Raw genomic sequence first — 25,003 nt, 5'->3', positions numbered from 1 at the left:
AACCCACGCTCGATGGCGCGTTAATTGCTTGGCAACTGGGCTAGTATGCGTCTCACCAGAGACATCTTTTCGATGCAACCTCGCTGCACTGCACGCCCCTACGCATGTCCATCCACGCCGCACTCCACCACGTCACCCACTACACATACGACCGCCTGGTGCAGTTGGGCCCGCAAGTCGTGCGACTGCGCCCCGCGCCCCATTGCCGCAGCAATGTGATCTCGTATTCGCTGCGGGTCGAGCCGGCCGAGCACTTCGTCAACTGGATGCAGGACCCGTTCGCCAACTACCAGGCGCGGCTCGTGTTCCCCGAGAAGACGCGCGAGTTCAAGGTCACGGTCGACCTCGTGGTCGAGATGGCGGTCTACAACCCCTTCGACTTCTTTCTCGAGCCGCAGGCCGAGAACTTCCCCTTCAAGTACACGGCCTCGCAGGCCGAAGAGCTGGCGCCCTACCTCGTGGCCGACCCGGTCACGCCGCTGCTGGAGGCCTACCTCGACAAGGTCGACCGCAAGGAACAGCGCACCATCGACTTCCTGGTCGGTATCAACCAGCAGGTGCAGAAGGACGTCAGCTACCTCATCCGCATGGAGCCCGGCGTGCAGACGCCGGAAGAAACGCTGAGCAACGGCAGCGGCTCGTGCCGCGACTCGGGCTGGCTGCTGGTGCAACTGCTGCGCCACTGCGGCCTGGCCGCGCGCTTCGTGTCGGGCTACCTGATCCAGCTCACGCCCGACGTGAAAGCCCTCGACGGCCCCAGCGGCACCACGGTCGACTTCACCGACCTGCACGCCTGGTGCGAGGTGTTCCTGCCGGGCGCCGGCTGGATCGGCCTCGATGCCACCTCGGGCCTGCTGGCCGGCGAAGGCCACATTCCACTCGCCTGCACGCCCACGCCGTCGAGCGCCGCGCCCATCGAAGGCGGCGTCGACGAATCCGAGGTCGAGTTCAGCCACGAGATGAAGGTCACGCGCATCTACGAATCGCCGCGCGTCACCAAGCCCTACACCGAAGAACAGTGGGCCGAAGTGCTCGCGCTCGGCGACGCGGTCGATGCGCGCCTCGTCGCCGGCGACGTGCGTCTGACCATGGGCGGCGAGCCCACCTACGTCGCCACCAGCGACCGCGACGCGCCCGAATGGAACACCGACGCGCTCGGCCCCACCAAGCGCGGCTACGCCACCGAGCTCGTGCACAAGCTGCGCGCCGAGTACGGCCAGGGCGGCTTCCTGCATTTCGGCCAGGGCAAGTGGTACCCGGGCGAACAACTGCCGCGCTGGGCGCTGTCGATCTTCTGGCGCGCCGACGGCCAGACGCTGTGGCACGACCCCGAGCTATTCGCCGACGAACGCTTTCCCACGCACTACACGAGCGAGGACGCGCGCCGCTTCACCACCGTGCTGGCGCACAAGCTGGGCCTCACCGAGCGCTACATCCAGCCCGGCTACGAGGACACCTACTACTACCTGTGGCGCGAACGCCGCCTGCCGGTGAACGTCGACCCCTTCGACTCCAAGCTCGACGACGAACTCGAACGCGTGCGCCTGCGCCGCGTGTTCACGCAGAAGCTCGACGCGGTGATCGGCTACATGCTGCCCATCGAACCCGGCAACGCCAACAGCGACGCGCCCGCGCTCGCCGGCCCCGGCTGGAAGACCGGCCCCTGGTTCCTGCGCGACGACCGCCTGTTCCTGATCCCGGGCGATTCGCCCATGGGCTACCGCCTGCCGCTCGACTCGCAGCCGTGGGCCAGCAAGGGCGACTACCCCTACCTCATCGAGCGCGATCCGACCGCGCCGCGCGCCGCCTTGCCCAGCGCGTCCGACTACCGCGCGCGCTATGCCACCGCCACCCCGGTGGCCGGCGCCGACCTGGGCGAGGTGCCCTACACCTTCGGCACGCCGCCCGTGATGGCCGCGTCGCTGCGCATGCAGAGCCCCGGCGATGCGGCGAAGGGCGATGCAGCTGCTTCTGCCGATGCCGCCACGCCCGCCACGCGCCAGCCGCTGCGCGGCGAATCGGCCCACTGGGTCACGCGCACCGCGCTGTGCGTCGAGGTGCGCGACCCGCGCCGCGCCAACGGCCCGGCGGCCGAGAAAAAGGGCAACGCCTCAGGCGTGCTCTACGTCTTCATGCCGCCGCTGGCACGCCTGGAGGACTACCTCGACCTCGTCGCCGCCGTCGAAGCCACCGCGCAGCAGCTCGGCGTGCGCATCGTGATGGAAGGCTATCCGCCGCCACGCGATCCGCGCCTGAAGATGCTGGCCGTGACGCCCGACCCGGGCGTGATCGAAGTCAACATCCACCCGGCCCACAACTGGAAGGAACTGGTCGACCACACCGAGTTCCTCTACAACGCCGCGTTCGAGACGCGCCTGTCGGCCGAGAAGTTCATGACCGACGGTCGCCACACCGGCACCGGCGGCGGCAACCACTTCGTGATGGGCGGCGCCACGCCGGCCGACAGCCCGTTCCTGCGCCGGCCCGAGCTGCTGGCCAGCCTGCTGCTGTACTGGCACAACCACCCATCGCTGAGCTACCTGTTCTCGGGCATGTTCATCGGCCCGACGAGCCAGGCGCCGCGCGTGGACGAGGCGCGCAACGACCAGGTCTACGAGCTCGAAATCGCGTTGAAGGAGATCGCCAAGAACCGCGAGATCTACGGCCAGAACATGCCCGCGTGGCTGGTCGACCGCACGCTGCGCAACATCCTGATCGACGTGTCGGGCAACACACACCGCAGCGAGTTCTGCATCGACAAGCTCTACTCGCCCGACTCCAGCACCGGCCGCCTTGGCCTGCTGGAACTGCGCGCCTTCGAGATGCCGCCGCATGCGCGCATGAGCATCGCGCAGCAGCTGCTGATCCGCGCGCTGGTCGCCCGCTTCTGGGACGCGCCCTACCAGGCGCCCGTCACGCGCTGGGGCACCGAGCTGCACGACCGCTTCCTGCTGCCGACTTTCGTCAAGATGGACTTCGACGACGTTATCAGCGAGATGCGCCAGGCCGGCTTTGCCTTCGATGCCGACTGGTTCGCGCCGCACTTCGAGTTCCGCTTCCCGCTCGTGGGCCAGATGCAGTCGATGGGTGTGGAGCTGTCGCTGCGCAACGCGCTCGAACCGTGGCACGTGATGGGCGAAGAAGGCTCGGCCGGCGGCACGGTGCGCTATGTCGACTCGTCGCTGGAGCGCATCGAGGTGCGCGTGACCGGCCTGAACGAAAGCCGCCACGTCGTCACCGTCAACGGCAAGGTGCTGCCGCTGCAGCCCACCGGCGTCACCGGCGAGTTCGTGGCCGGCGTGCGCTACAAGGCCTGGAACCCGCCCTCGGCGCTGCACCCCAGCATCCCGGCCCACGCACCGCTGACCTTCGACCTCGTCGACACCTGGATGAAGCGCTCGCTGGGCGGCTGCCAGTACTTCGTCGCCCACCCGGGCGGCCGCAACTACGACACCTTCCCGGTCAACGCCTACGAGGCCGAGAGCCGCCGCCACTCGCGCTTCACGCGCACCGGCCACACGCCGGGCCTGCTGCGCACGCCGCCGGCCACCATCGAGCTGCCGGGCAGCCGGGAGTTTCCGTTCACGCTGGACCTGCGGCGCTGACCGGTCCGAGGACTCAGGGGGAACCCTGTCGCACCGCCGGATCGGCCCCGGTGACGGTGATGTGACAATCTCCCCCCTGTGGAACCCCTGAACGAATCCCTGTTCGACGCCCAGGCCCCGGAGCATCCGGCGGCGCTGGCGTCTTCGCTCGCGCCGGCGGCCCTGCCTGGGCATTTCGACGAATTGCGGGGACAGGCGACGCCCGCGGCGCCCTCGCGGCCGGTGTCGGGCGCAGCCCCGGCGCCCGCTGCGGCCCCGCTGCTGTACGACGCCGCCGAGGAACGACCGACCCCGTCGCAATCGCAGTCCCAGTCGCAGTCGTCCTCACAATCACAAGCACAGGAACCCTCCCCCACCAGCGACCAGCCTCCGCTCACCCCCGCCTGGAACGCCTTCTTCGAACAGCTCGGCCCCGGCGGTATCAACGACCTGCCGCGGCGCGCGGTCAGCCTGGAGCGGCAGATCCGCGACAACGGCGTCACCTACAACGTGTACGCCGACGCCAACGGCCCGCAACGGCCGTGGTCGCTCGACCTGTTCCCGCTGATCGTCTCGCCCGAGAGCTGGGCCCAGATCGAGGCCGGCGTGCAGCAGCGCGTGCGCGTGCTCGACCGCGTGATGGCCGACGCCTACGGCCCGCAGCAGCTGCTGGCCGAAGGCCTGCTGCCGCCGGCGCTGGTCCGCGGTCACCCGGGCTACCTGCGCGCGCTGCACGGCGTGAAGCCGGCGGGCGACACCTGGCTGCACATCGCCGCCTTCGACCTCGCGCGCGGCCCCGACGGCAACTGGTGGGTGGTCTCGCAGCGCACGCAGGCGCCTTCGGGCCTGGGCTACCTGCTGGAGAACCGGCTCGCGATCACGCGGCAGTTTCCGCAGGCCTTCGAGGCGCTGCAGGTGCAGCGGCTGGCCGCCACCTACAGCGCGATGATGGAAGGCCTGCAGCGCATGTGCCCCTCGGGCTCGCCGCCGCACATCGCGCTGCTCACGCCGGGCCCGTACAACGAGACCTACTTCGAGCACGCCTACCTGGCGCGCTACCTCGGCCTGACGCTGGTCGAGGGCAGCGACCTCACGGTGCGCGACCAGCGCCTGTACCTCAAGACGCTGCAGGGCCTGCGCCCAGTGCACGGCCTCATCAAGCGGCTCGACGACCAGTTCCTCGACCCGCTGGAGCTGCGCCCCGACTCCACGCTCGGCGTGCCCGGCCTGCTGCAGGCGATCCGCGCGGGCAACCTGCTGGTGGCCAACATGCCGGGCTCGGCGTTCCTCGAATCGCCGGCGCTGCTGGGCTTTTTGCCGGGGCTGGCGCTGCGGCTCATCGGTGAAAAACTCAAGCTGCCGGCGCTGCCGACCTGGTGGTGCGGCGAGCGCGCCGCGCTCGAGGCGGTGCTGCCGCAGCTCGGCGAAAGCGCCATCAAGCCGACCTACCCCGGCTTCCAGGGCCGCTCCAGCTTCGATGCCGTGTTCGGCAGCCAGCTCGGCCGCCGCGAAATCGACGAATGGGCCGGCCGCATCGTGCGCGAGGGCGACGTCCACACGGTGCAGGGCTACCTGCCGCTGTCGCAGATGCCGACCTGGGCCAGCGACCTCGGCCCCGGCCACATCGCACCACGCGCGCTGATGCTGCGCGTGTTCGCGGTGAGCGACGGCCCGCAGTCGTGGCGCGTGCTGCCCGGCGGCCTGGCGCGCCTGGCGGGCCCCGATGCGCAGATCGCCTCGATGCAGCGCGGCGGCAGCAGTGCCGACGTCTGGGTGCAGACGCACGGCGAGGTCGACCGCACCACGCTGCTGCAGCCGCACGCCACGCCGGCCTCGCTCGCGCGGCACCGTGCGCCGGTCACCAGCCGCGCGGCCGAGAACATGTTCTGGCTCGGCCGCTACACCGAGCGCGCCGAAAACGCGGTGCGCCTGGCGCGCCTCACGCTCAACCTGCTGGGCAGCGAAGACCAGTCGTCGCGCCCGTTGCTCGAATGGCTGCACCGCATGGCGGTGCGCAATGCGCTGGTGCCGGCCGAAGCGCCGAGCGCGCCGCAGTCACGCCGCGTGTTCGAACGCGCGTTGATCGCCGAGCTGGGCGACGTCGACAACGGTGGCAGCGTCGGCTACAGCCTGCGCAGCATCCGGCAGGCCGCGGCGGCCGTGCGCGAACGGCTGTCGCAGGACAACTGGAACCAGATCGTGCGCGCCGAAAGCGACTTCCTGCGGCGCGCGGCCGAGCAGGCCGGCGAAGGCAGCTTTGCCGCCAGCGCCGCCCTGCGCGCACTCGAATCCGCCAGCACTGCGCTGGCCGCCATGACCGGCGCGCAGACCGACCGCATGACGCGCGACGACGCCTGGCGGCTGCTGTCGATCGGCCGCCACATCGAGCGGCTGGGCTTTCTCTCGAGCGCGCTCGAGGCCGGCTTTGCCAACGGCGCCGTGCACGAGGTGAGCGGCTTCGAGGCGATGGTGGCGCTGTTCGACAGCACCATCACCTTCCATGCGCGTTACCAGCAGCGCCGCGACGTCGCCACGCTGGTCGACCTGCTGGTGCTCGACGCCGAGAACCCGCGTTCGCTGGCCTGGGTCACGCAGACGCTGCGCGGTCGCATCGCAAGGCTCGCAGGCAGCGCACCAGGCAAGCTCACCGCCCTGTCGTACGAGCTGCCCGACCCCGCCACCTGGACGCTCGAACACCTGTGCGCGGCCGGCCCCGGCGCCGACTACCCCGCGCTGGTCGAACTGCTCGCCACCTGCGAGACCGCGGCGTACCACGTGTCGGACGCCATCGGCACGCGCTACTTCACGCTCACGTCGGAATCGCTGCGCTCAGTGGGCGCCTGATTCCACAGATACACACAACGATATTTCGAAGGAGGCATTTCCATGTCCGGCATCGCCCTCAACCGCCGTCTCACACTGACCGCCGCCAGCCTCCTGGTCGGCCTCGCGCTCGCCGGCTGCGGCAAGCAGGAATCCGCCGCGCCCGCGGCCGCTTCGGCACCGCCGCCCGCCGCCGCGCCGCGCGTGCTGGTCGTGGGCACCGACGCGGCCTACACGCCCTTCGAATCGCAGAACGAAAAGGGCGAAGTCGTGGGCTTCGACATCGACGTGGTGAAGGCCGTCGCGCAGAAGGCCGGCATCGAGGTGAAGTTCGTCAACACGCCGTGGGAAGGCATCTTCAACACGCTCGAACTGGGCGACCGCGACCTGCTGGTGTCGGCCATCACGATCACGCCCGAGCGTCGCCAGACGATGGACTTCTCGCAGCCCTACTTCGAGGCCCGCCAGCTCATCGCCGTGAAGAGCGACTCGACGGTCGCGAAGTTCGACGACATCAAGAAGCTCAAGGTCGGCGTGCAGAACGGCACCACCGGCGACGAGGTGGTGGGCAAGCTGCTGGGCAAGTCGAGCACCGACATCAAGCGCTTCGAGTCGACGCCGCTGGCGCTCAAGGAACTCGAAGCCGGCGGCGTGCAGGCCGTGGTGGCCGACAACGGCGTGGTGGCCCACTACCTGGCGAACAACCCGGGCGGCGGCTTCAAGACCGTGAGCGACGCCGGCTTCTCGACCGAGCAGTACGGCATCGCCGTGAAGAAGGGCAACGCCGAGCTGCTGGCGAAGATCGACAAGGGCCTGGCCGACATCAAGGCCGACGGCACCTACGCCAAGATCTACGCCTCGCACTTCGGCGCCGAGTCCAAGTAGACAGCGAGCCGCGCGATGCTGCTGCACGTCACCCACGAAACGCGCTACGCGTACGCGCCGGCGGTCGAGACGGCGCAGCACCTGGCGCACCTGCGCCCGCTGGCCACCGCCTCGCAGGAACTCGTGAGCCACCAGCTCACGATCGACCCCGCGCCCGCGCAGCGCAACGAAGTGCCCGACCTGTACGGCAACACGCGCGCCTTCTTCGCGCTCGAAAGCACGCACGACCACCTCATCGTGACGGCCGAGAGCGTCGTGAAAACGTCGGAGCCCGTGCTCTCGCCCGCCGTGGCGCGCGAGCTGCCCTGGGAGGCCGTGCGCGAGCGCTTCCGCTTTCGCAAGGACGCGCCCTTCGACCCCGCCTCGGAGTTCGTGTTTCCCTCGCCGTACGTGCCGCGTCACGACGACTTCGTCGCCTACGCGCGCGCCAGCTTCGTGCCCGAGCGTCCCACCTTCGACGTGGCGATGGACCTCACCGAGCGCATGTACCGCGACTTCGCCTACGACGCCGACAGCACCGAGATCAACACCCCCGCCGTCGAAGCCCTGGCGCAGCGCAAGGGCGTGTGCCAGGACTTCGCCCACATCCTCATCGCGTGCTTTCGCGCCATGGGCCTGCCGGCGCGCTACGTGAGCGGCTACCTGCTCACGCAGCCCCCACCGGGCCAGCCGCGCCTGGTCGGCGCCGACGCCTCGCATGCATGGGTGTCGGTGTACCTGCCCGGCGAGGGCGAAGGCCCCGAGAGCGTGGGCGACTGGGCCGACTTCGACCCCACCAACGGCCGCCAGCCCGGCGAGGACTACGTCACGCTCGCCATCGGGCGCGACTACTCCGACGTCTCGCCGATGCGCGGCGTGCTGCATGGCGGCGCGCGCCACACGCTGCATGTCGGCGTGACCGTGCAACCCGTGGGGGAAGTGGTGCAGCTGCCGGCGTCGGCGGCGCAAACACAGACACAATCACCCCCGTCATCGTCATCACCATCCTCAGATCAGGAGTCTCCATGAGCGTTTACGACAAGCTTTCCAGCCTCGGCATTTCCCTGCCCCCGGTGTCCGCCCCCGCCGCCGCCTACGTGCCCTTCGTGCAGACCGGCAACCTCGTGTTCCTGTCGGGCCACATCGCCAAGAAGGACGGCAAGGTCTGGGTCGGCCAGCTCGGCGCCAACATCGGCACCGACGAAGGCAAGCAGGCCGCACGCGCCATCGCCATCGACCTGCTCGGCACGCTGCACGCGGCCGTGGGCGACCTGAACAAGGTCAAGCGCATCGTCAAGGTGATGAGCCTCGTGAACTCGGTCGGCACCTTCACCGAACAGCACCTGGTGACCAACGGCGCCAGCGAGTTCTTCGCCGAAGTGTTCGGCCCCGAAAAGGGCGCGCATGCACGCAGCGCCTTCGGCGTGGCGCAGATCCCGATGGGTGCTTGCGTCGAGATCGAGCTGATCGCCGAGATCGGCTGATCTTCTTCAGGGCGGCTCGGCCTCTGAAGGCGTGAAGAAACCGTAGCGAGCGGCCCGAGGTCGCATCGAGGACCGGAACCGTACACCCGTACGGTGAGGACCGCAGATGCGAGATCGGGACGCGCAGTAGGTTTATTCGCGCCTTCAGTGAATGAGCCGCCCTCCGTTGCCAATCATCGAAAGCGTCACGGGGTGCGGACGCACACCCGGATCGTCGCCACTCGACACCGGAATCCCCTCGATCTCACGCCGCAGCATCAGCTTCATGGCGTCCTGCATCGAGCGGCGTGGTGAAGCGGCCAGCGCCGTGCGCGCCGCCTCCACCGTCACCATCGCCACCACGTACCCTTCCAGCGAGAAGTAGCTGAACTCGTCGCGGCCCATGTGGCTGCGCATGTCCTGCTGGTAGCGCTGCACCAGCGGCGACGTCGCCAGCCGCGGGTTGGGCATGACTTGCGAGATCACCGTGCCGCGCGCCGCCGGCCCCACGCTCTTGGCGAGCACCTCGCCGTTGACGATCGAGAGCATGTACGGCGTCGGCCTCGCAACACCACTCTCTGCCGCCAGCCCCGACAGCAGCTTCACCCCGCACGGCGTCACGCACAGCGCGAACAGCGCATCGGGCTTGGCCGCGCGCACGCTGGCGGCCAGCGCGGCGCCGTCCATCTGCGCCAGCGCCACGCCCTGCTGCCCCACGAGCTCGATGCCGGCGCCGCGCAGCGCGGTCTCGAGCGCCGCAAACGCGTCGCGCCCCAGCCCGTCGTCCTGCCAGACCGCGAACACGCGCCGCTGCCGCACCGACACCGCCTGCGCGACCAGCTGGCGCACCTCGTCGGCGTAGCTCGCGCGCAGGTGGTAGATGAGCGCGCGCTGCACGCCGTGCAGCGCCGACGCGCCAGTCATCGCGCCGATCAGCGGCGTGCCCGCATCGCGCATCGTCGGGTAGGCCGCGTCGATGTGCGAGGTGCCGGCCGACAGGCCCAGCGCATCGACCTTGTCCTGCACCACCAGCTGCCGGATGTTCTGCGTGTGGCGCTCCACCGAGTAGCCGTCGTCCAGCGCGCGCCACACCAGCTTGTGGCGTCCGAGCAGGCCCTCGCGCTGCACGCGCGCCAGGTAGGCGTCGATGCCGTCCTTCACGTTGCGCCCGGCCTCGCCGAGTGGCCCGCTCAGCGGCAGCGACTGCCCCACCACGATCTCGTCGGCGCGGCCCGGCAGGCCGAGAAGCATGAGGAGCAGAGGCGCAAGCCAGCGGTAGACCATCGTCGTGTCGTCCTTGCCGGCGTCGCCGGCCGTGGGGCAGCCTGAAGCAGGCGGACCCCGATCTTGGCGGCGCACCGTATGCGGCGGCCATCGGACATTTCCGGCCGGCGCTACGGGGAACCCTGCTGCTCGCAAACCCTCGGGCGCGGGGTGCGTGGCGCGGCCCCCGACCTATCATGCAGCGCGCCACCGCCCACCCCATGACCGATCCCGCACCCGAGCGCCAGCCGGACATTCCCTTCGACGCCATCGTCGAACAGATGGTCGCGGGCATCTACGTGATCCAGGACGACCGCTTCGTGTACTGCAACGCAACCTGGGCCGGCATCGTGGGCTACACCGTGGAAGAAGCGATCGGCATGTCGCTCGACCGCCTCGTGCCGCCCGACTTCCTGGAGGTGGTGCGCTCGCGCGTGCGCGCCCGGCTGGCGGGGCAGCCACCGAGCATGCACTTCATCACGCGCGGCCTGCACCGCGACGGCCGCGTGCGCTTCATCGAGGTCCATGGCTCGCGCATCACCTACCGGGGACAACCGGCCGTGATGGGCGTGGGCGTCGACGTGACCGACCGCCTGCGCAACGAAGAAGAACGCCAGCGCTCGCGCGAACAGCTGCAGGCCCTGGCCGCCTACACCGCCAACAAGCTCGAAGAGCAACGGCTGGCGCTGTCGCGCGATGTGCACGACGTGCTCGGCGGCATGCTGACCTCGATCAAGATGGACGTCACGCGCATCCAGCGCCGCGCCGACAACCCCGAGGTGCAGGCACTCACGCAGGACCTGATCGCGCTCACGCAGCAGACCATCGACACGGTCAAGCAGATGTCCGAAGCACTGCGCCCCAGCGCACTCGACCATCTCGACCTGTCGGTGGCGCTCGCGAACGAGCTGCAGGCTTTCACGCGCCGCTCCGGCGTGCCCCATGCGCTGGACACCGACGCACCCGCACTGCGCCTCGCCCCCAAGCACGCCACGGCGGTCTACCGCATCTTCCAGGAAGGCCTGACCAACATCTCGCGCCACTCCAAAGCACAACGCGTCGACGTGCGGCTGCGCGTGGACCGCGAGCGCCTGCAGCTCGCGCTGCACGACGACGGCTGCGGCTTCGACGTCGATGCCCCCGAGGGCAGCGCGCTGGGCCTGTTGAGCATGCGCGAGCGCGCGCGCGAGATCGGCGGCGAGCTGCACATCCGCTCGGCACCCGGTGCGGGCACGCGGCTCGCATTGAGCGTGCCGCTGCACCAGGAGAACGGCCCCGCATGATCGACATCCTGATGGTCGACGACCACACGATCTTCCGCTCGGGCCTGCAGCGGCTGCTGCTCGACGAGACCGACCTGCGCACCACCGCCGAGGCCGGCAACGGCGCCGAGGCGCTCGAGCTGGTGCGCCAGCGCCGCTTCGACGTGGTGCTGCTGGACATCAACATGGAAGGCCGCAACGGCCTGGAGGTGCTGGCCTCGATCCGCGCGCTGCAGCCCGCGCTGCCGGTGCTCATGCTGTCGATGTACGCCGAGGAACAGTACGCGCTGGTCGCCATCCAGGCCGGCGCGCGCGGCTACATCGCGAAAGACGCGGAGCCCGCCGAGCTGGTGCGCGCGATCCGCTGCGTGGCGGCCGGCGGCCAGTACCTGAGCGCGCGCGCCGCCTCGCAGGTCAGCGGCCAGCTCGAAGGCCGCGACGACCGCCCCGCGCACCAGCGGCTCACGGTGCGCGAGCACCAGATCATGCTCATGATGCTCAAGGGCCTGTCGCTCACCGCCATCGGCGACGAGATGCTCATCAGCGTGAAGACCGTGAGCACGCACCGCAGCAACATCCTCGACAAGCTGGGCGTGGCCAGCACGGCGGAGCTGGTGCTCTATGCCGTGCGCCACGGGATCATCCAGTAGATCGATCGCTTCGGAAACTCAGCGTGTGCCGTTGCGCAGCGGGTCGACGGACTCGGGCAGCGCGTTGAAGTCGATCTGCTGGAACAGGAACTCGCGCTGCTGCGGCGACAGCAGCGAATAGCGCGGCCAGAAGAACAGGTAGTCGTCGGCCGACATGCGCGGCTGGTTGTCGAAGACCATGCGCTTGCTGCACAGCAGGCACACGAAGTTGGTCCAGTTGTTCCAGGTCGTCTGGCCATCGAACATGCGGCTCGGTGCGCCGTAGCGGGCAAAGCTCGCCGCGTGGCCGATGAACTTGTCCGACAGCGCCTTGCGGCTGCCTGCGTTCGCGGAGCTCCAGGCAAAGCGCATGAAGTTCGGCTCGTCGGTCACGAAGTTGCCGAACAGCGCCGCCACGTCGATGCCGTGGAACGCGCCGAAGGTGTCCTTCCAGGGCTGCGGCGTGTCGTCCCAGTTGTAGTTGTAGCGGTAGATGTCGCCGTTCTGCAGGCGCAGCACGCGGATCACGTTGTCGATCACGTTGTCCAGCGCGTAGCTGATCACTTCGTGCGTCTGCGTGTAGATCGGCCGGAACTCGGGCTTGATCAGCTGGTTGAAGGTGACGCTGCCGGGCGCCGCGTAGTTGGTCAGGTTCCACAGCTCCTGCTGCGAGGGCTGGCCCATGCCGAACAGGAAGGCGAAGTACGAGCCCTCGTCGTGCGTGGAGCCGATCATCAGCGGCATCTTGTTGTAGTTGCCCGCGAGCAGCCCGGGCAGCCCGCTCGCGCGGATCACGGTGCCGTCGGTGAAGTGGCCCGGCACCACGGGGCTGGGCGTGAACTTCATGATCTGCGCCGCGCTCGCACCGCGCAGCAAGGCGGCGATGTCGGACTGGCTCATCGTCACGCGCTGCGCCGCGGCCTGCAGCGTGGTCGAGGCGCGGCCGGTGTCGACCAGCAGGTTGTCGATGAGCGAATCGGCCGCCAGCGTGCCCACCACCGGCGGGTACGCATTGGGCACGCCCGACATGCACAGCGCGCGGTGGAACTTGCCGTCGGCCAGCGGCGACTGCAGCAGGCCCCAGGTGTTGATGCAGCCGGCCGACTGGCCCGCCACCGTCACCTGCCCCGGGTTGGCGCCGAAGGCGCGCGCGTTGGCCTTCACCCAGTCGAGCGCGCGCACGAGGTCCAGCGTGGTGAAGTTGCCCGAATCGTCCAGCGCGTTGCCGGTCTTCATGGCCGGGTGGTTCAGCCAGCCCAGCATGCCCATGCGGTACTGCACGGTGACCACCACCATGTTGGCCTTCTGCGCCAGGTAGGCGCCGTCGTAGGCCGGCTCGCGCGCCGAGCCCTTGGTGTTGCTGCCGCCGTGGATCCAGAAGAACACCGGCAGGTTCTCGGCGCTGGAGTTCGGCCGCCACACGTTCAGGTACAGGCAGTCTTCGGTGCCCACGGGCTGGCCGAAGGTGGCCGGGTCGGGCTCGCCGAAGGGGTTGCCGACCTGCGCGCACATGCCGGCCAGCGTGGTCGCGGCGCGCGCGCCGCTCCACGGCTGCGGCGGCTGCGGGGCGCGCCAGCGCAGGTTGCCGACGGGCGGCTGCGCGAAGGGAATGCCCAGGAAGGCGTGCGTGTTGTTGGCCGCGACCTTGCCGTAGATCTGGCCGGCGTCCAGCGTGCGCGTGAGGCTCTGGTTGTAGGCGGCCAGCGCGGGCGCCGCGAGCATCGCGAGCGCCCACAGGACCGTGGTGCGAAGCAGCAGGCGAACGAGGCCTGCGAAAGAACGGGAGCGGTGCATGGTGGTTGTCTCCTCGAGGTGGATGCGGCGGGCTCTGACGGCCTCGGTCATGCATCGATTCTCGTGAGCACCCTGCCCCGCCCGCCTCGGTGTCATCGCAGGGGGGCGGCAAGAATCCTCCGATTGACATCCGGCCCGCAAAGGGCCATGCAACGCTTGGCGGCTGCTACTTGCGCTTCCAGCTCGCCACGGTGATGTACACGCCGGTTTCCTTCGCGTCGCGCAGGCGCACGCTGTAGCGGCCCGCGCCGTCGGTGCCGTTGAAGACGACCTCGCGGCCCTCCTCGTCCAGCGTCGCGCCCTTGGCGAGTTCGCGGTACGCGTCGACCAGCTTGGCGATCGGCTCGTAGCTGCGCAGCGTGACCTCGGCATCGGGCAGCCGCGCCTCGGGGCGCTGGGCGCTCTGGTAGGCCGTGCGCATCGGCAGGCCGGCCAGCCCCTTGGGCAGCACGATCTTGCCGGCGCTGGCGGTGCTGTTCACCTCGGCCGTCTGCACCAGCAGCGGATGCAGCGACGCCGGGAAGCCCGGCGGCAGCTGCTCGGCGCGCCAGCCCGGCACGCCCGGCTGGCCGGTGATGTATTCGACGCTGGCGATCTTCTGCGCGGCGGCCACGTCCGCCGGATCGTCGCTGTCGGCCATGGCCGCGAGGAACGACGGCAGCTGCTTGCTCCAGGCCACGAGCGGCGCGGCGTCGGCCTGGCTGGCACCGGCACGCTGGAAGACCGACAGCACGGTCTGCGGCAAGGGGTTGCACACCTTGGGCTCGTCGCGCTTGGCGGCCGCGCGGCAGTGGCCGTTGACCAGCCCCACCGCCTGCACGCGGCCGTCGGCGTCGATCAGCATCGCCGCGCGCTCTTCACCGTGACCGCCGCCGCTGACCGACGCAATGACCTGGCGGCCGTCGGGCCACACGGTGCGCGTGACGTCGAACTTCGAGCGCATGCCTTCGAGCAGCTGCTGCGCAATCAGCGTGTCGGGCTCGGTGTAGCTGCCGCGCGCGTAGCCGACCAGGCCGATCACGGCGCTGCGGATGCGCGTCTGCTCGCTGAGGCGCAGCGTGGGCGGCGGCAGTTCGGTCGTGACGGGGCCGGCCGTGTCCTGTGCATGGGCGGTGAGCGCGCAGGCGAACAGCAGCGACGCGAGCGCCGCCGGAATCAACTTCTTCTTCATTCTGAGATTTCCACTTCGATGTTCGTGATCGCGGGCATGTCGCGCGGGACCGTCGTGCTGACGGAGAAGCTCAGGCCGTTGCGGCTGCCGGCGATGAAGCCGTCGCTGGACTCGATGTCCTTCAGCGGCGGCGACAGCTGCTTGTAGAACGCCAGCACCTGCTGCGGCGTGTCGACGGTCTGCAGGCGCAGCACGCGCTTGGCCTTGGCGTCGCTCAGTGCGTCCTGCGCGGTGCCGTAGATCAGCGCCTTGGGGTACAGCGGCACTTGCGCGGAGAAGGCCTTGTTGGGCCGCACGATGGGCCGTGCCGTGGTGCGCGCGGCGTCCATCGTGACGTACTCGGTCGTGGCGATCTTCTCGCCCACGCCCTCACCGCCCTGCATGCGGTCGGGCACCTGCTGGCTCCATGCGACCAGCGGTTGCGCCTTGGTGCGGTCGAGGCCGGGACGCAGGAAGATCGAGAGCACGGCATGCTGGTCGTCGAGGCAACCGCTCGACGACGAGTCCTTGCCGCAGCTGCGATGCACCAGTGCGGCAGCCAGCACGTCACCGCTGCGGTCGTCGACCAGCACGGCCGCGCGCTCGCCGCCGTCGTAGGGCCGGCGGTACGACGAAAGCAGTCGTTGGCCGTCAGGCAGCGCCTGCTGCTTGCGGTCGGGGCGCGAGGCCAGGCCCGAGATCAACTGCTCGGCCAGCAGGCCTTCGGGCCAGTAGTACGAGCCCGACGCCATGCCCGCGAAGCGCGTCACGGCAAGGTCGAGTGCGGGGGCCTGGGATGTTTCCGGGGCGCGCTCGTGATGCGGCACGAGGACCAGCTGGGGTGTCGCGGTTTGTGCGACGGCGCCGAGGGAAGAGAGAAGAAGAAAAGCGAGGAAAGCGGAACGCGGTCGAAGGTGAGGCATGCAAAAAAGAAAACGAACGATGCGGCTTGCCCGATGTTGGCGGACAAGTGTGTCGTTTCATTCTAGAAGGCGTTCATTGCCAAAACGCCTCGCCTCTCATCGCCGCGACCATCGTCTCACGGCGTGACCGCGAGCTTCGAACACAGCAGCCGCATCGCCGCACCGATCGGCGCGATCACCGGCACCTCGAAGCGCGGTGCGAGCGCGAGCGCGGCCTGTCCGAGCGGACCGCCGCCGATGATCACGGCCTGCGCGCCGTCGTCGTCGATGCAGCGCTGCACGGCCTGCGCCAAGGCGTCCTCGAGCGCCTTCGCATCGGCCGCGAGCGCACGCGGATCGCCCTGCGTGAGGCGGATGCCGCTGAGCTGCGCGCCCAACCCGAGCGCGGCCGCGCGCGCTTCGATCGGCACCACGAGGTCGGGCGTGACGGTGGCGATGCCGAAGCGCCGCCCGCCCTCGCCCGCCGCGAGCATCGAGGCTTCGGCGATGCCGACCACGGGCACGCCGGCCTCGCGCCGCAACAGCGCCACGCCGGGGTCGCCGAAGGCGCTGACGATCACGCCGTCCCAGCCCTCGCCCGCCGCCGCGCGCCACACCTTCAGCACCTCGTGCGCGGCCGCGTTCAGCTCGTCTTCGTTGACGATCATCGGCGGGCCCTGCACCGCCGTGCGGCCGGTCACGCGGCAACCGGCGGGCGCTTCGGCGGACGCGATGTCGACCATCATCTCGGTGGTGGCGACGGAGGCGTTGGGGTTGATGAGCAGGATGTCGGGCATGCGGAAAAACGCTTTCTTTGGAGATCGTTCGGTGCGCGGTTCAGTTCGAGCGGGCCAGCGTCACGCCCGGTGCGCGGTCTTCGGCCTCGGCCTCGCCGGGCAGCGGCAGTGCATCGGGCGACTGGCCGTAGGTCTCGGGCACGCACTGCACGCTGGCGACGAACACCGCATACATCGCGGCGGCCAGGCCGAACACGCCGACCAGCCCGAAGCTGTCGAACAGGCGGCCCGCCACCAGCGGCATCAGCGCGCCCGCGGCCGTGCCCGTGGCCAGGATGAAGGCCGTGCCGAAGGCGCGCACGCGCGTCGGGTACAGCTCGGGCGCAAAGATCCAGATGGTGGTGTTGAGCAGCAGCACGAAGAACTGGAACACCGCGCCCGCGATGAGGATCACGACGATGCTCTTGGCCACGAAGCCGATGGTCAGCGCCGCGAGGCAGGCGCACACGGCGCCGGCCGTCAGCACGCGCTTGCGTGGAAAGTGGAAGCCCAGCAGCGAGGCCGCGATCGCGCCCAGCAGGCTGCCGCCCTGCATCACCATCGTGAACAGCAGGCTCTTGGACATGCTGTAGCCCAGCGTCACGAGGATGGTCGGCATCAGCGTGAGCACCGAGATCTGCGCGCCGTAGGTCATCCAGATCGTGATGCACAGCGGCACAGTGCGCCGCGCCAGCGCGCCGCGGAAGATCTCGGTCACGCGCACCTTCGGCCGCGCGGCCTGCGCGAGTGTGCCGTCGTCGGTGATGTAGGGGTGCGGTGCCGCCGGCTTGCCCGACAGCCGCCCCGAGGCGAGGCGCGACAGCACCGCGTTGGTTTCCTTCACACGGCCCTGCGACAGCAGGAAGCGCGGCGTCTCGGGGATGTAGCGGCGGTAGAAGGCACCCAGCAGCGCCGGCACCATGAGGCAGGCGAACAGCCAGCGCCAGGCGTTGTCGCCCGGGAACATCCAGAACACCAGCAGGCCGAAGCCCGGCGCCAGGAAGTTGCCGAGCCCGCCCGCGCCCACGTTGACCATCCCCACCGCCGTGCCGCGGAACTTGGTGGAGCAGAACTCGGCCAGCATCGTGACCGCAATGGCGATCTCGCCGCCCAGCCCGAAGCCCACCACCGCGCGGCCCAGCGCCATCACCGTGAAGTTGGGCGCCATCGCGCAGATGCCCGCGCCGAGCGTGAACAGCAGCAGGTCGATCGACAGCATCACGCGGCGGCCGTAGCGGTCGGCGATGAAGCCCGAAATGATCCGTCCGATGGCCGCGCAAGCGAAGGTGACGGTGTTCAGAAAACCGATGTCCGACGCGCTCAGCCCCCACTGCTCGCGCAGCATCGGGCCGACGATGCCGACCGCGTTCTGCTCGAAGGCATCGAACAGGCAGCCGATGAGGATCAGGAAGATGATCGTGTGGTGCGAGCGCGTGACGCCGATGGTGTCGAGCGCGCGATCGAGCTCCGCGACTCGGGGCGAGTCGGGCCCGGAGGAGAGTGCAGGTCCAGCCATGGAAAAACCCCTTGAGAAGGAATGAAGTGCTTGCTTGCGCGGTGCAGCCCGGTGTCGCGGATCGCATCGTAGGCCGCATCGCGCCTGAATGGCATATGGATTTCACCTACTTTAAATAGTTGAAATTCAAATTTCACTCAGTTGCGAGCGTTTGCAAGCTTTATGCCGGGTGGTTTTCAGGCCTGGAAGACGGGTTCTCCGGGATTGGGCTGGAAAGTGGCGCCCGAGCGCACCTGCAGCGTGCACTTGCGCACCGCGGGCGTGCGCCTCTGTCTAGGAACTCGCGGCGCCGGCCAGCGCCAGCAGTTCGTCGACCTCCCAATGGTCGTCCGCGTGCCCGCCGTATTTGACGGCGACCACGGTGCCCCGCGCGTCGATGAGCACGTCGGCTGGCAAACCCGTGATGCCGTTCTCCGCCTTCCTGTAGAAGCGGCCCGTCGCGAGCACCCAACGCAGGCCGCTCCAGAAGACGCGCGGATGCAGGAACGCCAGCCGCGAGGTTTCCACGCCGAAGCGCCGGTAGTGCGCCTTGGTGGGGTCGGCCACGCAGTCGAACGGCAGCTGCGCCTGGTACTTGCGCATCTCCTGCGCGGACGAGTGAAAGAGCACGACCTCGCGGATGCCCGCCGCCGCCAGCTCGCCCTGCCTGCGGGCGAAGGTCAGCAGATGGAAGTTGCAGACCGGGCAGCCCGCGAAGCGGCGAAACTGCAGGTGGACCCAGCGCGAACCGGCGTCCGGCAGCTGCAAGGGCTTTCCGTGGATCGTTTCCAGGGCCGTGGCGGGCACCACATCGCCGGGCGAGAACTTCATCGATGATCCTTCAGGAAGGGTTGCGAGGACGCCGGGCCGGGTGGCTGGAAAGCGTCTTCCGATTTTTAAGTACACTGTACGTTTATTACTTTACAACCCCTTCGAGAACGGAGTCAAGCGTGGGACGTCCCGCCAAATTCACCCGTGAACAGCTCCAGCAGGCCGCGCTGGCGCTGGTCGATGCGGACGGCCTCTCCGGCCTGACCATGCGCGCGCTCGCGAGCCGGCTGGAAACCGGCGCCATGACGCTCTACAACTACGTCTCGCAGCGCGAAGAGCTGGAGATGCTGGTGGTCGAGGCGGTGCTGGGCAAGGTGCGCTGGGAAACCGACGACCGCCTGCCCTGGCACGAAGCGCTGGAGGACATCGCGATCGCGTTGTGGCGCGTGATCCGCGACCATCCCCATGTGATTCCGCTGATCCTCACGAAGCGCAGCCGCTCGCCCGCAGTGTTCGAAGTGACCGAAGCCCTGCTGCGCACGCTGGCTCAAAGCGGCCGCAGCGGCGCGCGCCTGCTCGTGGGTTTTCGCGCCGTGTCCGCGCTCATCATGGGCGCCGCACAGGCGGAGCTGGCCGGGCCGCTCACGCTGCAGGCCGACGAATCGCCCGACGACACCATCGCGCGCTTCCAGGCGCTGCCGCCAGACCGGTTCCCGCACCTGATCGAGATCGCGACCGCAGCCACGGCCAGCGATGCGGAGACCGAGTTTCGGGCGAGCCTGTCCCTTCTCATCGATGGCCTGCGCGCAGACGCTCCTGCGGCGCAGGCCTGAAGCCGCTCAGGCCAGGGCCAGCGCTTCGACCTGGTCCAGCGCCCGCGAGGCCCCGCCCAGGCGCGTCGCCAGGTGTTGCGCGCGCTTCAGGTACAGGTGCGCGTCGTGCTCCCAGGTGAAGCCCATGCCGCCATGCACCTGGATGGCCGTGCGCGTGGCCTGCTGCGCGCCTTCGATGGCCGTGAACTCGGCTGCGGCGCAGGCGAAGCGCCAGTCAGGCAGGCCGCCGTCGAGCGCGGCGGCGGCGTAGCGCACGGCCAGGCGCGCGTTGTCCACGCCCATCCAGGCGTTGGCGAGCTGGTGCTTGATGGCCTGGTAGCTGCCGATGGGCTTGCCGAACTGCACGCGCTCGCGGGCGTAGGCGCTGGCAAGGTCGAGCGCGGCCTGCGCGACGCCCACGAGTTCCGCCGACAGCGCGACGCGGTGGGCGGCGCGCACGCGGGCACGCGCTTCGGGGGCGATGGGCAGCGTCTCCCACGCGAGCGATGGCGCAGGAGCCGCCGGCGCTTGTCGCAACGTGGGATCGAGCGCATCGGATGCCGCGCCCTCGGGCATCGGCCGCAGCGCCACGCGCAAAGGCGCAGCATCGTCGTGCCAGCCCTGCACCACCACGAGATCAGACGCCTGCCCCGCGTGGTCGATCCAGCCATCACCGTCCGCGATGCAATGGAAGGCACGCTCGCCCGCCATCGCCGTGCGCACCCATTCGCGCAGCGACTCGGGCGGTGTCTCGCCACACGCCCGCAGCCACAACGGCAACAGCACGGCGCTGCCGGCCAGCGGCAGGTTCAGCAGCTGCTGGCCTGCGGCCTCGGCCACGATGCAGGCCTCGCTCATGCCGAGCCCCAGGCCGTCATGCGCCTCGGGCACCAGCAGCGCCATCCAGCCCATGCCGGCCATGTCGGCCCACAGCGACTGCTGCGTGGCATCGGTCCAGGGCAAGGCGCGCCGTGCGCGCGCGAGCGGATGGTGGTCGGCGAAGAAGCGGTGGGCCGACGCGTGCAGCATCTGCTGCTCGTCGTTCAGTGCGAAATCCATGGCGATCGTCGTTTCGTCGTCTTCAATCAGTTCTTGGGCAGGCCCAGCATCTGCTCGGCCAGGATGTTGCGCTGCACTTCGGACGTGCCCGCCAGGATGGTTTCGGCGCGCGTCCACAGGAAGTCGCGCACCCAGGCCGCGGCCTGTGGGTCGGCGCCCGTGGGCTCGGGGCCGGCCAGCGCGCGCTCGCCCAGCACTTCCATGGCGGTGGCGAGCAGCTTCTGGTGCGACTCGCTCCAGTGCAGCTTGGTCGACGAGCCCTCGGGCCCCGGCGGGCCGCCGTGCATCGCGTGCGTGAGCGCGCGGTACGACTTGAGCTTGAGCACATGGCTGTCGACCGCCAGCCGCGCGAGGTCGCGCCGCAGGTGCGGGCAGTCGAGCGCGGGGCGTCCGCCCCTCTGCACGCCGGCCGCCAACCGCGTGAGCGCGCCCAGCTCCTGCGTGAAGCGCACCTGGCGCGGAATGAAGTAGGTGCCGCGCTCGAAGCTCGCGGCGGCCATCGCCAGGCGCCAGCCGCCGTTCTCCTCGCCCACGAGTGCATCGAGCGGCACCTTCACGTCCTCGAAGAAGACTTCGTTGAAGTCCGACTCGCCCGTGATCTGGCGGATGGACTCCACGCGCACGCCGGGGCTCTTCATGTCGACCAGCAGGAAGCTGATGCCCTTGTGGCGCGCGGCCGCGGCGTCGGTGCGCGCGAGCACGAAGCAGTGGTCGGCAATGTGTGCGAACGAGGTCCACACCTTGTGGCCGTTGAGCACGTAGTGGTCGCCGCGCCGCTCGGCGCGCGTGGACAGCGCCGCGAGGTCGGAGCCCGCGCCGGGCTCCGAGTAGCCCTGGCACCAGATCTCGCGGTTGCTCAGAATGCCGGGCAGGTAGCGGGCCTTCTGCGCCTCGCTCGCGAAGTGGATCAGCGTGGGCGCCAGGATGCCGTGGCCGATGATGTTCACGCCCAGCGGTGCGCCGATGCGGGCCTGCTCCTCGTGGAAGATGGCCTGCCGCGTGAGCGGCCAGGCCTTGCCGCCGTGGGCCTCGGGCCAGCCCAGGCCCGACCAGCCGGCCTGGCACACGTGGTCTTCCCAGGCGCGGCGCCAGGTCAGCTCGTTGGCGTCCGGCGCGCCGCCGGGCCATGCCGCGACGAAGCGCGGATAGTGCGTCTCGAACCAGTCGCGCAACGTGAGGCGGAAGGCTTCATCTTCCGCCGAGTAACCCACTTGCATGCTTGTCTGCTTTCTCGTTCTTGCTGATGGATCGCGCAGGTCAGTCGGCCTTGGCGCCGGAGTCTTTGATGACCTTGGCCCACTTGACGATGTCCTTGCGCAGGAACGCGGCGAACTCTTCGGGCTTGTTGCCGATGATATCCAGGCCCAGGCTGCGGAACTTGTCCTTCACCTCGGGTTCCTTGAGCACTTCCTGCAGTTCGTCGTGCAGCTTGTTCACGACCGCCGCGGGCGTCTTCGCCGGAGCGACCACGCCCAGCCACGGCATGGCTTCGTAGCCGGGCAGGCCCGACTCGGCGACGGTGGGCGTGTCGGGCAGCGACTGCGAGCGCTGCGCCGTGGTCACGGCCAAGAGGCGCACCTTGCCGTCCTTGATGAAGGGGCCCGAGGACGCGTACGCGTCGAACATCACCTGCAGCTGGCCGCCGATCATGTCGGTGAGCGCGGGCGCGCTGCCCTTGTAGGGGATGTGCTGCATCTTCACGCCGGCCACGCTGTTGAAGAGCTCGGCCTCCAGGTGCGTGGACGTGCCCGCCCCCACCGAGCCGTAGTTGGCCTTGTTGGGATTGGCCTTGAGCCAGCTCACGAGCTCGCCCACGTTCCTGGCCGGAATGCTCGGATGCACCACCAGCACGTGCACCACCGAGGCCACCTGCGAGACCGGCGCGAAGTCTTTCACCGGGTCGTAGTTGACCTTGCTGTACAGGCTGGCCGCGATGCCCAGCGACGAAGCCGCGAGCAGCAGCGTGTGGCCGTCGGGCGCGGCCTTGGCGACGTACTCCGACGCGATCATGGTGCCGGCGCCGGGCTTGTTCTCCACCAGCACGGGCTGGCCCAGGCGCTTGTGCAGCCGCTCGGCGAGCAGGCGCGACATGATGTCGGCCGCGCCGCCGGGCGAGAACGGCACGACGAGCGTGACGGGCTTGGTCGGGTAGGTCTGCGCCACGGCGGTGCTGGCCGCCAAAGCGGCGGCGGCCAGGGCCACGCAGGCCAGTGCTTTCTTGAACATGGGATGTCTCCTGTCTCTGTCGATGGTTGTGGTTGTGTCTACGAAGCCAGGACCAGCGCGTCGAGCGCGCGCACGCCCTGGCCCTTTTCCTTCACGAGCAGCGGGTTGACCTCGACCTCGTCTGCCTGTTCCTGCAGCGCCAGCACGGCGCGTGAAAATCCGGCGATGGCGCGGCACGCAGCCTCGACGTCGCCCAGCGGCCGGCCGCGGTAGCCGGTGAGCAGCGGAAAGGCCTTGAGCTCGCCCAGCATGTCGCGCGCCATGGCTTCGTCGACCGGCAGCACGCGATGGCTCACGTCCTTGTACAGCTCGGTGAGCACGCCGCCCAGGCCCACGGTGAGCGTCATGCCGAACACCGGGTCGCGCGTGGCGCCGAGGATGAGTTCGGCCTGCCCTGCTTCCATCTTCTGCAGCAGCGCGCCTTCGATCTGCGCCGTGGGCGCGTAGGCGCGCGCCGAGGCCATCACTTCGTCGAAGGCCTTGCGCACCTCTTGCGCGTTGCCCAGGCGCAGGCGCACGCCGCCGGCCTCGGTCTTGTGTGCGATGTCGGCACTGAGCACCTTCAGAACGACCGGAAAGCCCAGCCGCCCGGCCACGGCCGCGGCTTCGTCGGCGCTGCGCGCCACGGCCTCGTCGACCGGCTGCACGCCGAACTCGGCGAGGTAGCGCTTGGTGGTGTGCTCGTCGGCGCGGCCCGCCAGCGCGGCGCGCGCGGGCGCGGGCTGGCTGCGCACCTGCAGCCAGGGGTTGTGCTTGCGGCGCTCCTGCCACAGCAGGAAGGGCGACAGCGCCGACACGGCCACGCCGATGTCCTCGAACACCGGCACGCCGCCCGTGCGCAACTGATCGCGCGTCTTCGCTGCGCCGGTGTCGATCGCGACGATCAGGCGCGGATGCTTCTCGGCCACGGCGCACAGGTCGTCGGCCATGCGGTCGAGCATGTAGCCCGGCGCGTAGACCACGATGGCGTCGATGGCGTCGGACACCGCCAGCGCCTCCATCGCCGTGCGCACGAAGCCGGGGTCGTTCACCACGTTGCCCGTCACGTCGACCGGGTTGGAGACCATGCCGTAGTCGGGAATGCCGGCGCGCAGCTGGTCCTGCAGCGGCTGCGGCAGCGTGGGCACGTCGAGCCCCTGCCCGATGAACTTGTCCGCCAGGATCGCGCCCAGCGCGCCCGAGATGGTGATGATCGCCACGCGCTTGCCGGCGCTTCGGTGCCGGTAGCCCGCCAGGTGCGCGAGCTGCGCCATCTGCGCGAAGTCGTGGCTCTGGATGATGTTGAGCTGGCGAAACGCCGCCTGGTAGATCTGCTGGTCGCCCGCCAGCGCCGAGGTGTGCGAGCGCACGGCCTCGGAGCCCTTCTCGGTTTCGCCGGCCTTGTAGAGGATGAGCAGCTTGTCGCGCCGCACGAACTCGGCCGCGGCCTCCATGAAGCGCGGGCCGTCGCGCAGCTCCTCGATGTAGCCGATGCCCACTTCGGTCGCGTCGTCCTGCGCCAGGTACTCGAGGTACTGCGCGAAGTCCACGCAGGCTTCGTTGCCGGTGTTGATGAAGTGGCTGAAGTCCACGCCCAGCCGGCGCGCAATGGCGTACACCGCGGCGCAGACGTTGCCGCTTTGCGTGAGCAGGCTCACGCGGCCCGGGCCCTGCTGCATCGGCGCGGTGTTGAACACCGAGGCGAAGTTGGTGTGGGCCTGCGTGTTGAGGTTGGCAAAGCCCATGGCGTTCGGGCCCGCGACCACCATGTCGGTGGTGGCCACGAAGGCCTCCAGCTCGGCCTGCAGCGCGGCGCCCGCGTCACCGGCTTCAGCGAAGCCCGCGGCATACACGATGACCGCGCGCACGCCGCGCGCCTGGCAGCGCCGGAGCATCGGCGTCACCTCGGCCGCGGCCAGTGCCAACACCACCAGATCAGGCGCGGCGGGCAGCGCTTCGAGGTCGGGCCAGCAGCGCAGGCCGAAGACTTCTTCGTACTTCGGATTGATCGGGTAGATCGCGCCCCGGTAGCCGAATGTCGTGAGGTGCGCGAGCGGCATGCCGCCGATGCGCGCGGCATTGCCGCTGGCGCCGACCACGGCGATCGATGCCGGGTTCAGCAGGGGTTCGAGGCGGTGCAAGGTCATCTTG

General features: G+C 69.5%; 19 protein-coding genes. 8 read left to right on the top strand and 11 right to left on the bottom strand.

Annotated elements, in window-relative coordinates; all coding sequences use genetic code 11:
• The first annotated feature begins 104 nt into the window (after positions 1–104).
• The 5 genes from AC07O4_RS10805 (at position 105) to AC07O4_RS10785 (ending at position 8,755) form a co-directional block, all read left to right on the top strand.
• Positions 105–3,605: a transglutaminase family protein gene (locus AC07O4_RS10805; RefSeq protein WP_495304517.1), complete on the top strand. Its 3,501-nt coding sequence runs from the start codon at positions 105–107 to the stop codon at positions 3,603–3,605.
• A gap of 78 nt (positions 3,606–3,683) precedes the next feature.
• A complete protein-coding gene (locus AC07O4_RS10800; protein WP_390344943.1) occupies positions 3,684–6,428 on the top strand; it encodes a circularly permuted type 2 ATP-grasp protein in 2,745 nt (914 codons plus the stop codon).
• A gap of 42 nt (positions 6,429–6,470) precedes the next feature.
• Positions 6,471–7,292, top strand: a complete 822-nt coding sequence (locus tag AC07O4_RS10795; protein WP_495304516.1) for a basic amino acid ABC transporter substrate-binding protein — start codon at positions 6,471–6,473, stop codon at positions 7,290–7,292.
• Between the two features lie 15 nt (positions 7,293–7,307).
• Entirely contained in the window at positions 7,308–8,300 is a 993-nt protein-coding gene (locus AC07O4_RS10790; protein WP_495304515.1) for a transglutaminase family protein, read from the top strand.
• Entirely contained in the window at positions 8,297–8,755 is a 459-nt protein-coding gene (locus AC07O4_RS10785; RefSeq protein ID WP_062476784.1) for a RidA family protein, read from the top strand. Before AC07O4_RS10790 ends, AC07O4_RS10785 begins: the two co-directional genes overlap by 4 nt.
• Before the next feature lie 144 nt (positions 8,756–8,899).
• Here the strand turns inward: AC07O4_RS10785 and AC07O4_RS10780 are convergent, their stop codons facing one another.
• On the bottom strand, positions 8,900–9,985 hold the full coding sequence (locus tag AC07O4_RS10780) for an ABC transporter substrate-binding protein (RefSeq protein WP_495304514.1): 1,086 nt from the start codon (positions 9,983–9,985) through the stop codon (positions 8,900–8,902).
• 233 nt (positions 9,986–10,218) lie between these two features.
• Between AC07O4_RS10780 and AC07O4_RS10775 the strand changes: the two genes are divergently transcribed.
• Together AC07O4_RS10775 and AC07O4_RS10770 are read left to right on the top strand one after the other, a co-directional pair.
• A complete protein-coding gene (locus tag AC07O4_RS10775) occupies positions 10,219–11,280 on the top strand; it encodes a sensor histidine kinase (protein WP_495304513.1) in 1,062 nt (353 codons plus the stop codon).
• Positions 11,277–11,909 carry a response regulator gene (locus AC07O4_RS10770; RefSeq protein ID WP_062476788.1) on the top strand — a complete coding sequence of 211 codons (633 nt, stop codon included), beginning with the start codon at positions 11,277–11,279 and terminating at the stop codon, positions 11,907–11,909. Before AC07O4_RS10775 ends, AC07O4_RS10770 begins: the two co-directional genes overlap by 4 nt.
• Before the next feature lie 18 nt (positions 11,910–11,927).
• Here AC07O4_RS10770 and AC07O4_RS10765 read toward each other — a convergent pair whose 3' ends face one another.
• From AC07O4_RS10765 to AC07O4_RS10740, 6 genes are all read right to left on the bottom strand, one after another.
• Complete coding sequence (locus AC07O4_RS10765; protein WP_495304512.1) at positions 11,928–13,682, bottom strand: carboxylesterase/lipase family protein; 1,755 nt, start codon at positions 13,680–13,682, stop codon at positions 11,928–11,930.
• A gap of 166 nt (positions 13,683–13,848) precedes the next feature.
• Positions 13,849–14,853, bottom strand: a complete 1,005-nt coding sequence (locus tag AC07O4_RS10760) for a hypothetical protein (protein WP_495304511.1) — start codon at positions 14,851–14,853, stop codon at positions 13,849–13,851.
• Positions 14,850–15,602 carry a hypothetical protein gene (locus tag AC07O4_RS10755; RefSeq protein WP_070059483.1) on the bottom strand — a complete coding sequence of 251 codons (753 nt, stop codon included), beginning with the start codon at positions 15,600–15,602 and terminating at the stop codon, positions 14,850–14,852. Before AC07O4_RS10755 ends, AC07O4_RS10760 begins: the two co-directional genes overlap by 4 nt.
• A gap of 269 nt (positions 15,603–15,871) precedes the next feature.
• Entirely contained in the window at positions 15,872–16,531 is a 660-nt protein-coding gene (locus AC07O4_RS10750) for an aspartate/glutamate racemase family protein (protein ID WP_495304510.1), read from the bottom strand.
• A 40-nt stretch (positions 16,532–16,571) separates the two neighbouring features.
• On the bottom strand, positions 16,572–18,026 hold the full coding sequence (locus AC07O4_RS10745) for an MFS transporter (RefSeq protein ID WP_495304509.1): 1,455 nt from the start codon (positions 18,024–18,026) through the stop codon (positions 16,572–16,574).
• A gap of 273 nt (positions 18,027–18,299) precedes the next feature.
• Positions 18,300–18,836 carry a peroxiredoxin-like family protein gene (locus AC07O4_RS10740; protein ID WP_495304508.1) on the bottom strand — a complete coding sequence of 179 codons (537 nt, stop codon included), beginning with the start codon at positions 18,834–18,836 and terminating at the stop codon, positions 18,300–18,302.
• A 119-nt stretch (positions 18,837–18,955) separates the two neighbouring features.
• Here AC07O4_RS10740 and AC07O4_RS10735 point away from each other — a divergent pair, with 119 nt between their 5' ends.
• Positions 18,956–19,609: a TetR/AcrR family transcriptional regulator gene (locus AC07O4_RS10735; RefSeq protein ID WP_447743239.1), complete on the top strand. Its 654-nt coding sequence runs from the start codon at positions 18,956–18,958 to the stop codon at positions 19,607–19,609.
• A 6-nt stretch (positions 19,610–19,615) separates the two neighbouring features.
• On the opposite strand, the gene AC07O4_RS10730 is transcribed toward AC07O4_RS10735, so the two are convergent.
• Genes AC07O4_RS10730 through AC07O4_RS10715 form a run of 4 tightly spaced genes read right to left on the bottom strand, consistent with a single transcriptional unit; the run spans position 19,616 to position 24,999 of the window.
• On the bottom strand, positions 19,616–20,647 hold the full coding sequence (locus AC07O4_RS10730; RefSeq protein ID WP_495304507.1) for an acyl-CoA dehydrogenase family protein: 1,032 nt from the start codon (positions 20,645–20,647) through the stop codon (positions 19,616–19,618).
• A gap of 26 nt (positions 20,648–20,673) precedes the next feature.
• A complete protein-coding gene (locus AC07O4_RS10725) occupies positions 20,674–21,864 on the bottom strand; it encodes an acyl-CoA dehydrogenase family protein (RefSeq protein WP_495304506.1) in 1,191 nt (396 codons plus the stop codon).
• Positions 21,865–21,904: 40 nt separating this feature from the next.
• Positions 21,905–22,873 (bottom strand): tripartite tricarboxylate transporter substrate binding protein, encoded by a 969-nt coding sequence (locus AC07O4_RS10720; protein ID WP_495304505.1) that lies wholly within the window; start codon positions 22,871–22,873, stop codon positions 21,905–21,907.
• A gap of 38 nt (positions 22,874–22,911) precedes the next feature.
• Positions 22,912–24,999, bottom strand: coding sequence for an acetate--CoA ligase family protein (locus tag AC07O4_RS10715; RefSeq protein ID WP_495304504.1), 2,088 nt, complete (start codon positions 24,997–24,999; stop codon positions 22,912–22,914).
• Positions 25,000–25,003: the final 4 nt, after the last annotated feature.

It is taken from the genome of Variovorax sp. GW821-FHT09D04 (assembly GCF_059416405.1).
Note: the sequence above shows the minus strand (reverse complement) of the source record. Positions and strands in the feature narration are given on the sequence as shown.

Excerpts from the sequence above, each read along its gene's own strand:
- AC07O4_RS10805 (WP_495304517.1), top strand. The coding sequence starts at position 105 with ATGTCCATCCACGCCGCACTCCACCACGTCACCCACTACACATACGAC.
- AC07O4_RS10795 (WP_495304516.1), top strand. The coding sequence starts at position 6,471 with ATGTCCGGCATCGCCCTCAACCGCCGTCTCACACTGACCGCCGCCAGC.
- AC07O4_RS10790 (WP_495304515.1), top strand. The coding sequence starts at position 7,308 with ATGCTGCTGCACGTCACCCACGAAACGCGCTACGCGTACGCGCCGGCG.
- AC07O4_RS10785 (WP_062476784.1), top strand. The coding sequence starts at position 8,297 with ATGAGCGTTTACGACAAGCTTTCCAGCCTCGGCATTTCCCTGCCCCCG.
- AC07O4_RS10780 (WP_495304514.1), bottom strand. The coding sequence starts at position 9,985 with ATGCTTCTCGGCCTGCCGGGCCGCGCCGACGAGATCGTGGTGGGGCAG.
- AC07O4_RS10775 (WP_495304513.1), top strand. The coding sequence starts at position 10,219 with ATGACCGATCCCGCACCCGAGCGCCAGCCGGACATTCCCTTCGACGCC.
- AC07O4_RS10770 (WP_062476788.1), top strand. The coding sequence starts at position 11,277 with ATGATCGACATCCTGATGGTCGACGACCACACGATCTTCCGCTCGGGC.
- AC07O4_RS10765 (WP_495304512.1), bottom strand. The coding sequence starts at position 13,682 with ATGCACCGCTCCCGTTCTTTCGCAGGCCTCGTTCGCCTGCTGCTTCGC.
- AC07O4_RS10760 (WP_495304511.1), bottom strand. The coding sequence starts at position 14,853 with ATGAAGAAGAAGTTGATTCCGGCGGCGCTCGCGTCGCTGCTGTTCGCC.
- AC07O4_RS10750 (WP_495304510.1), bottom strand. The coding sequence starts at position 16,531 with ATGCCCGACATCCTGCTCATCAACCCCAACGCCTCCGTCGCCACCACC.
- AC07O4_RS10745 (WP_495304509.1), bottom strand. The coding sequence starts at position 18,026 with ATGGCTGGACCTGCACTCTCCTCCGGGCCCGACTCGCCCCGAGTCGCG.
- AC07O4_RS10740 (WP_495304508.1), bottom strand. The coding sequence starts at position 18,836 with ATGAAGTTCTCGCCCGGCGATGTGGTGCCCGCCACGGCCCTGGAAACG.
- AC07O4_RS10730 (WP_495304507.1), bottom strand. The coding sequence starts at position 20,647 with ATGGATTTCGCACTGAACGACGAGCAGCAGATGCTGCACGCGTCGGCC.
- AC07O4_RS10725 (WP_495304506.1), bottom strand. The coding sequence starts at position 21,864 with ATGCAAGTGGGTTACTCGGCGGAAGATGAAGCCTTCCGCCTCACGTTG.
- AC07O4_RS10720 (WP_495304505.1), bottom strand. The coding sequence starts at position 22,873 with ATGTTCAAGAAAGCACTGGCCTGCGTGGCCCTGGCCGCCGCCGCTTTG.
- AC07O4_RS10715 (WP_495304504.1), bottom strand. The coding sequence starts at position 24,999 with ATGACCTTGCACCGCCTCGAACCCCTGCTGAACCCGGCATCGATCGCC.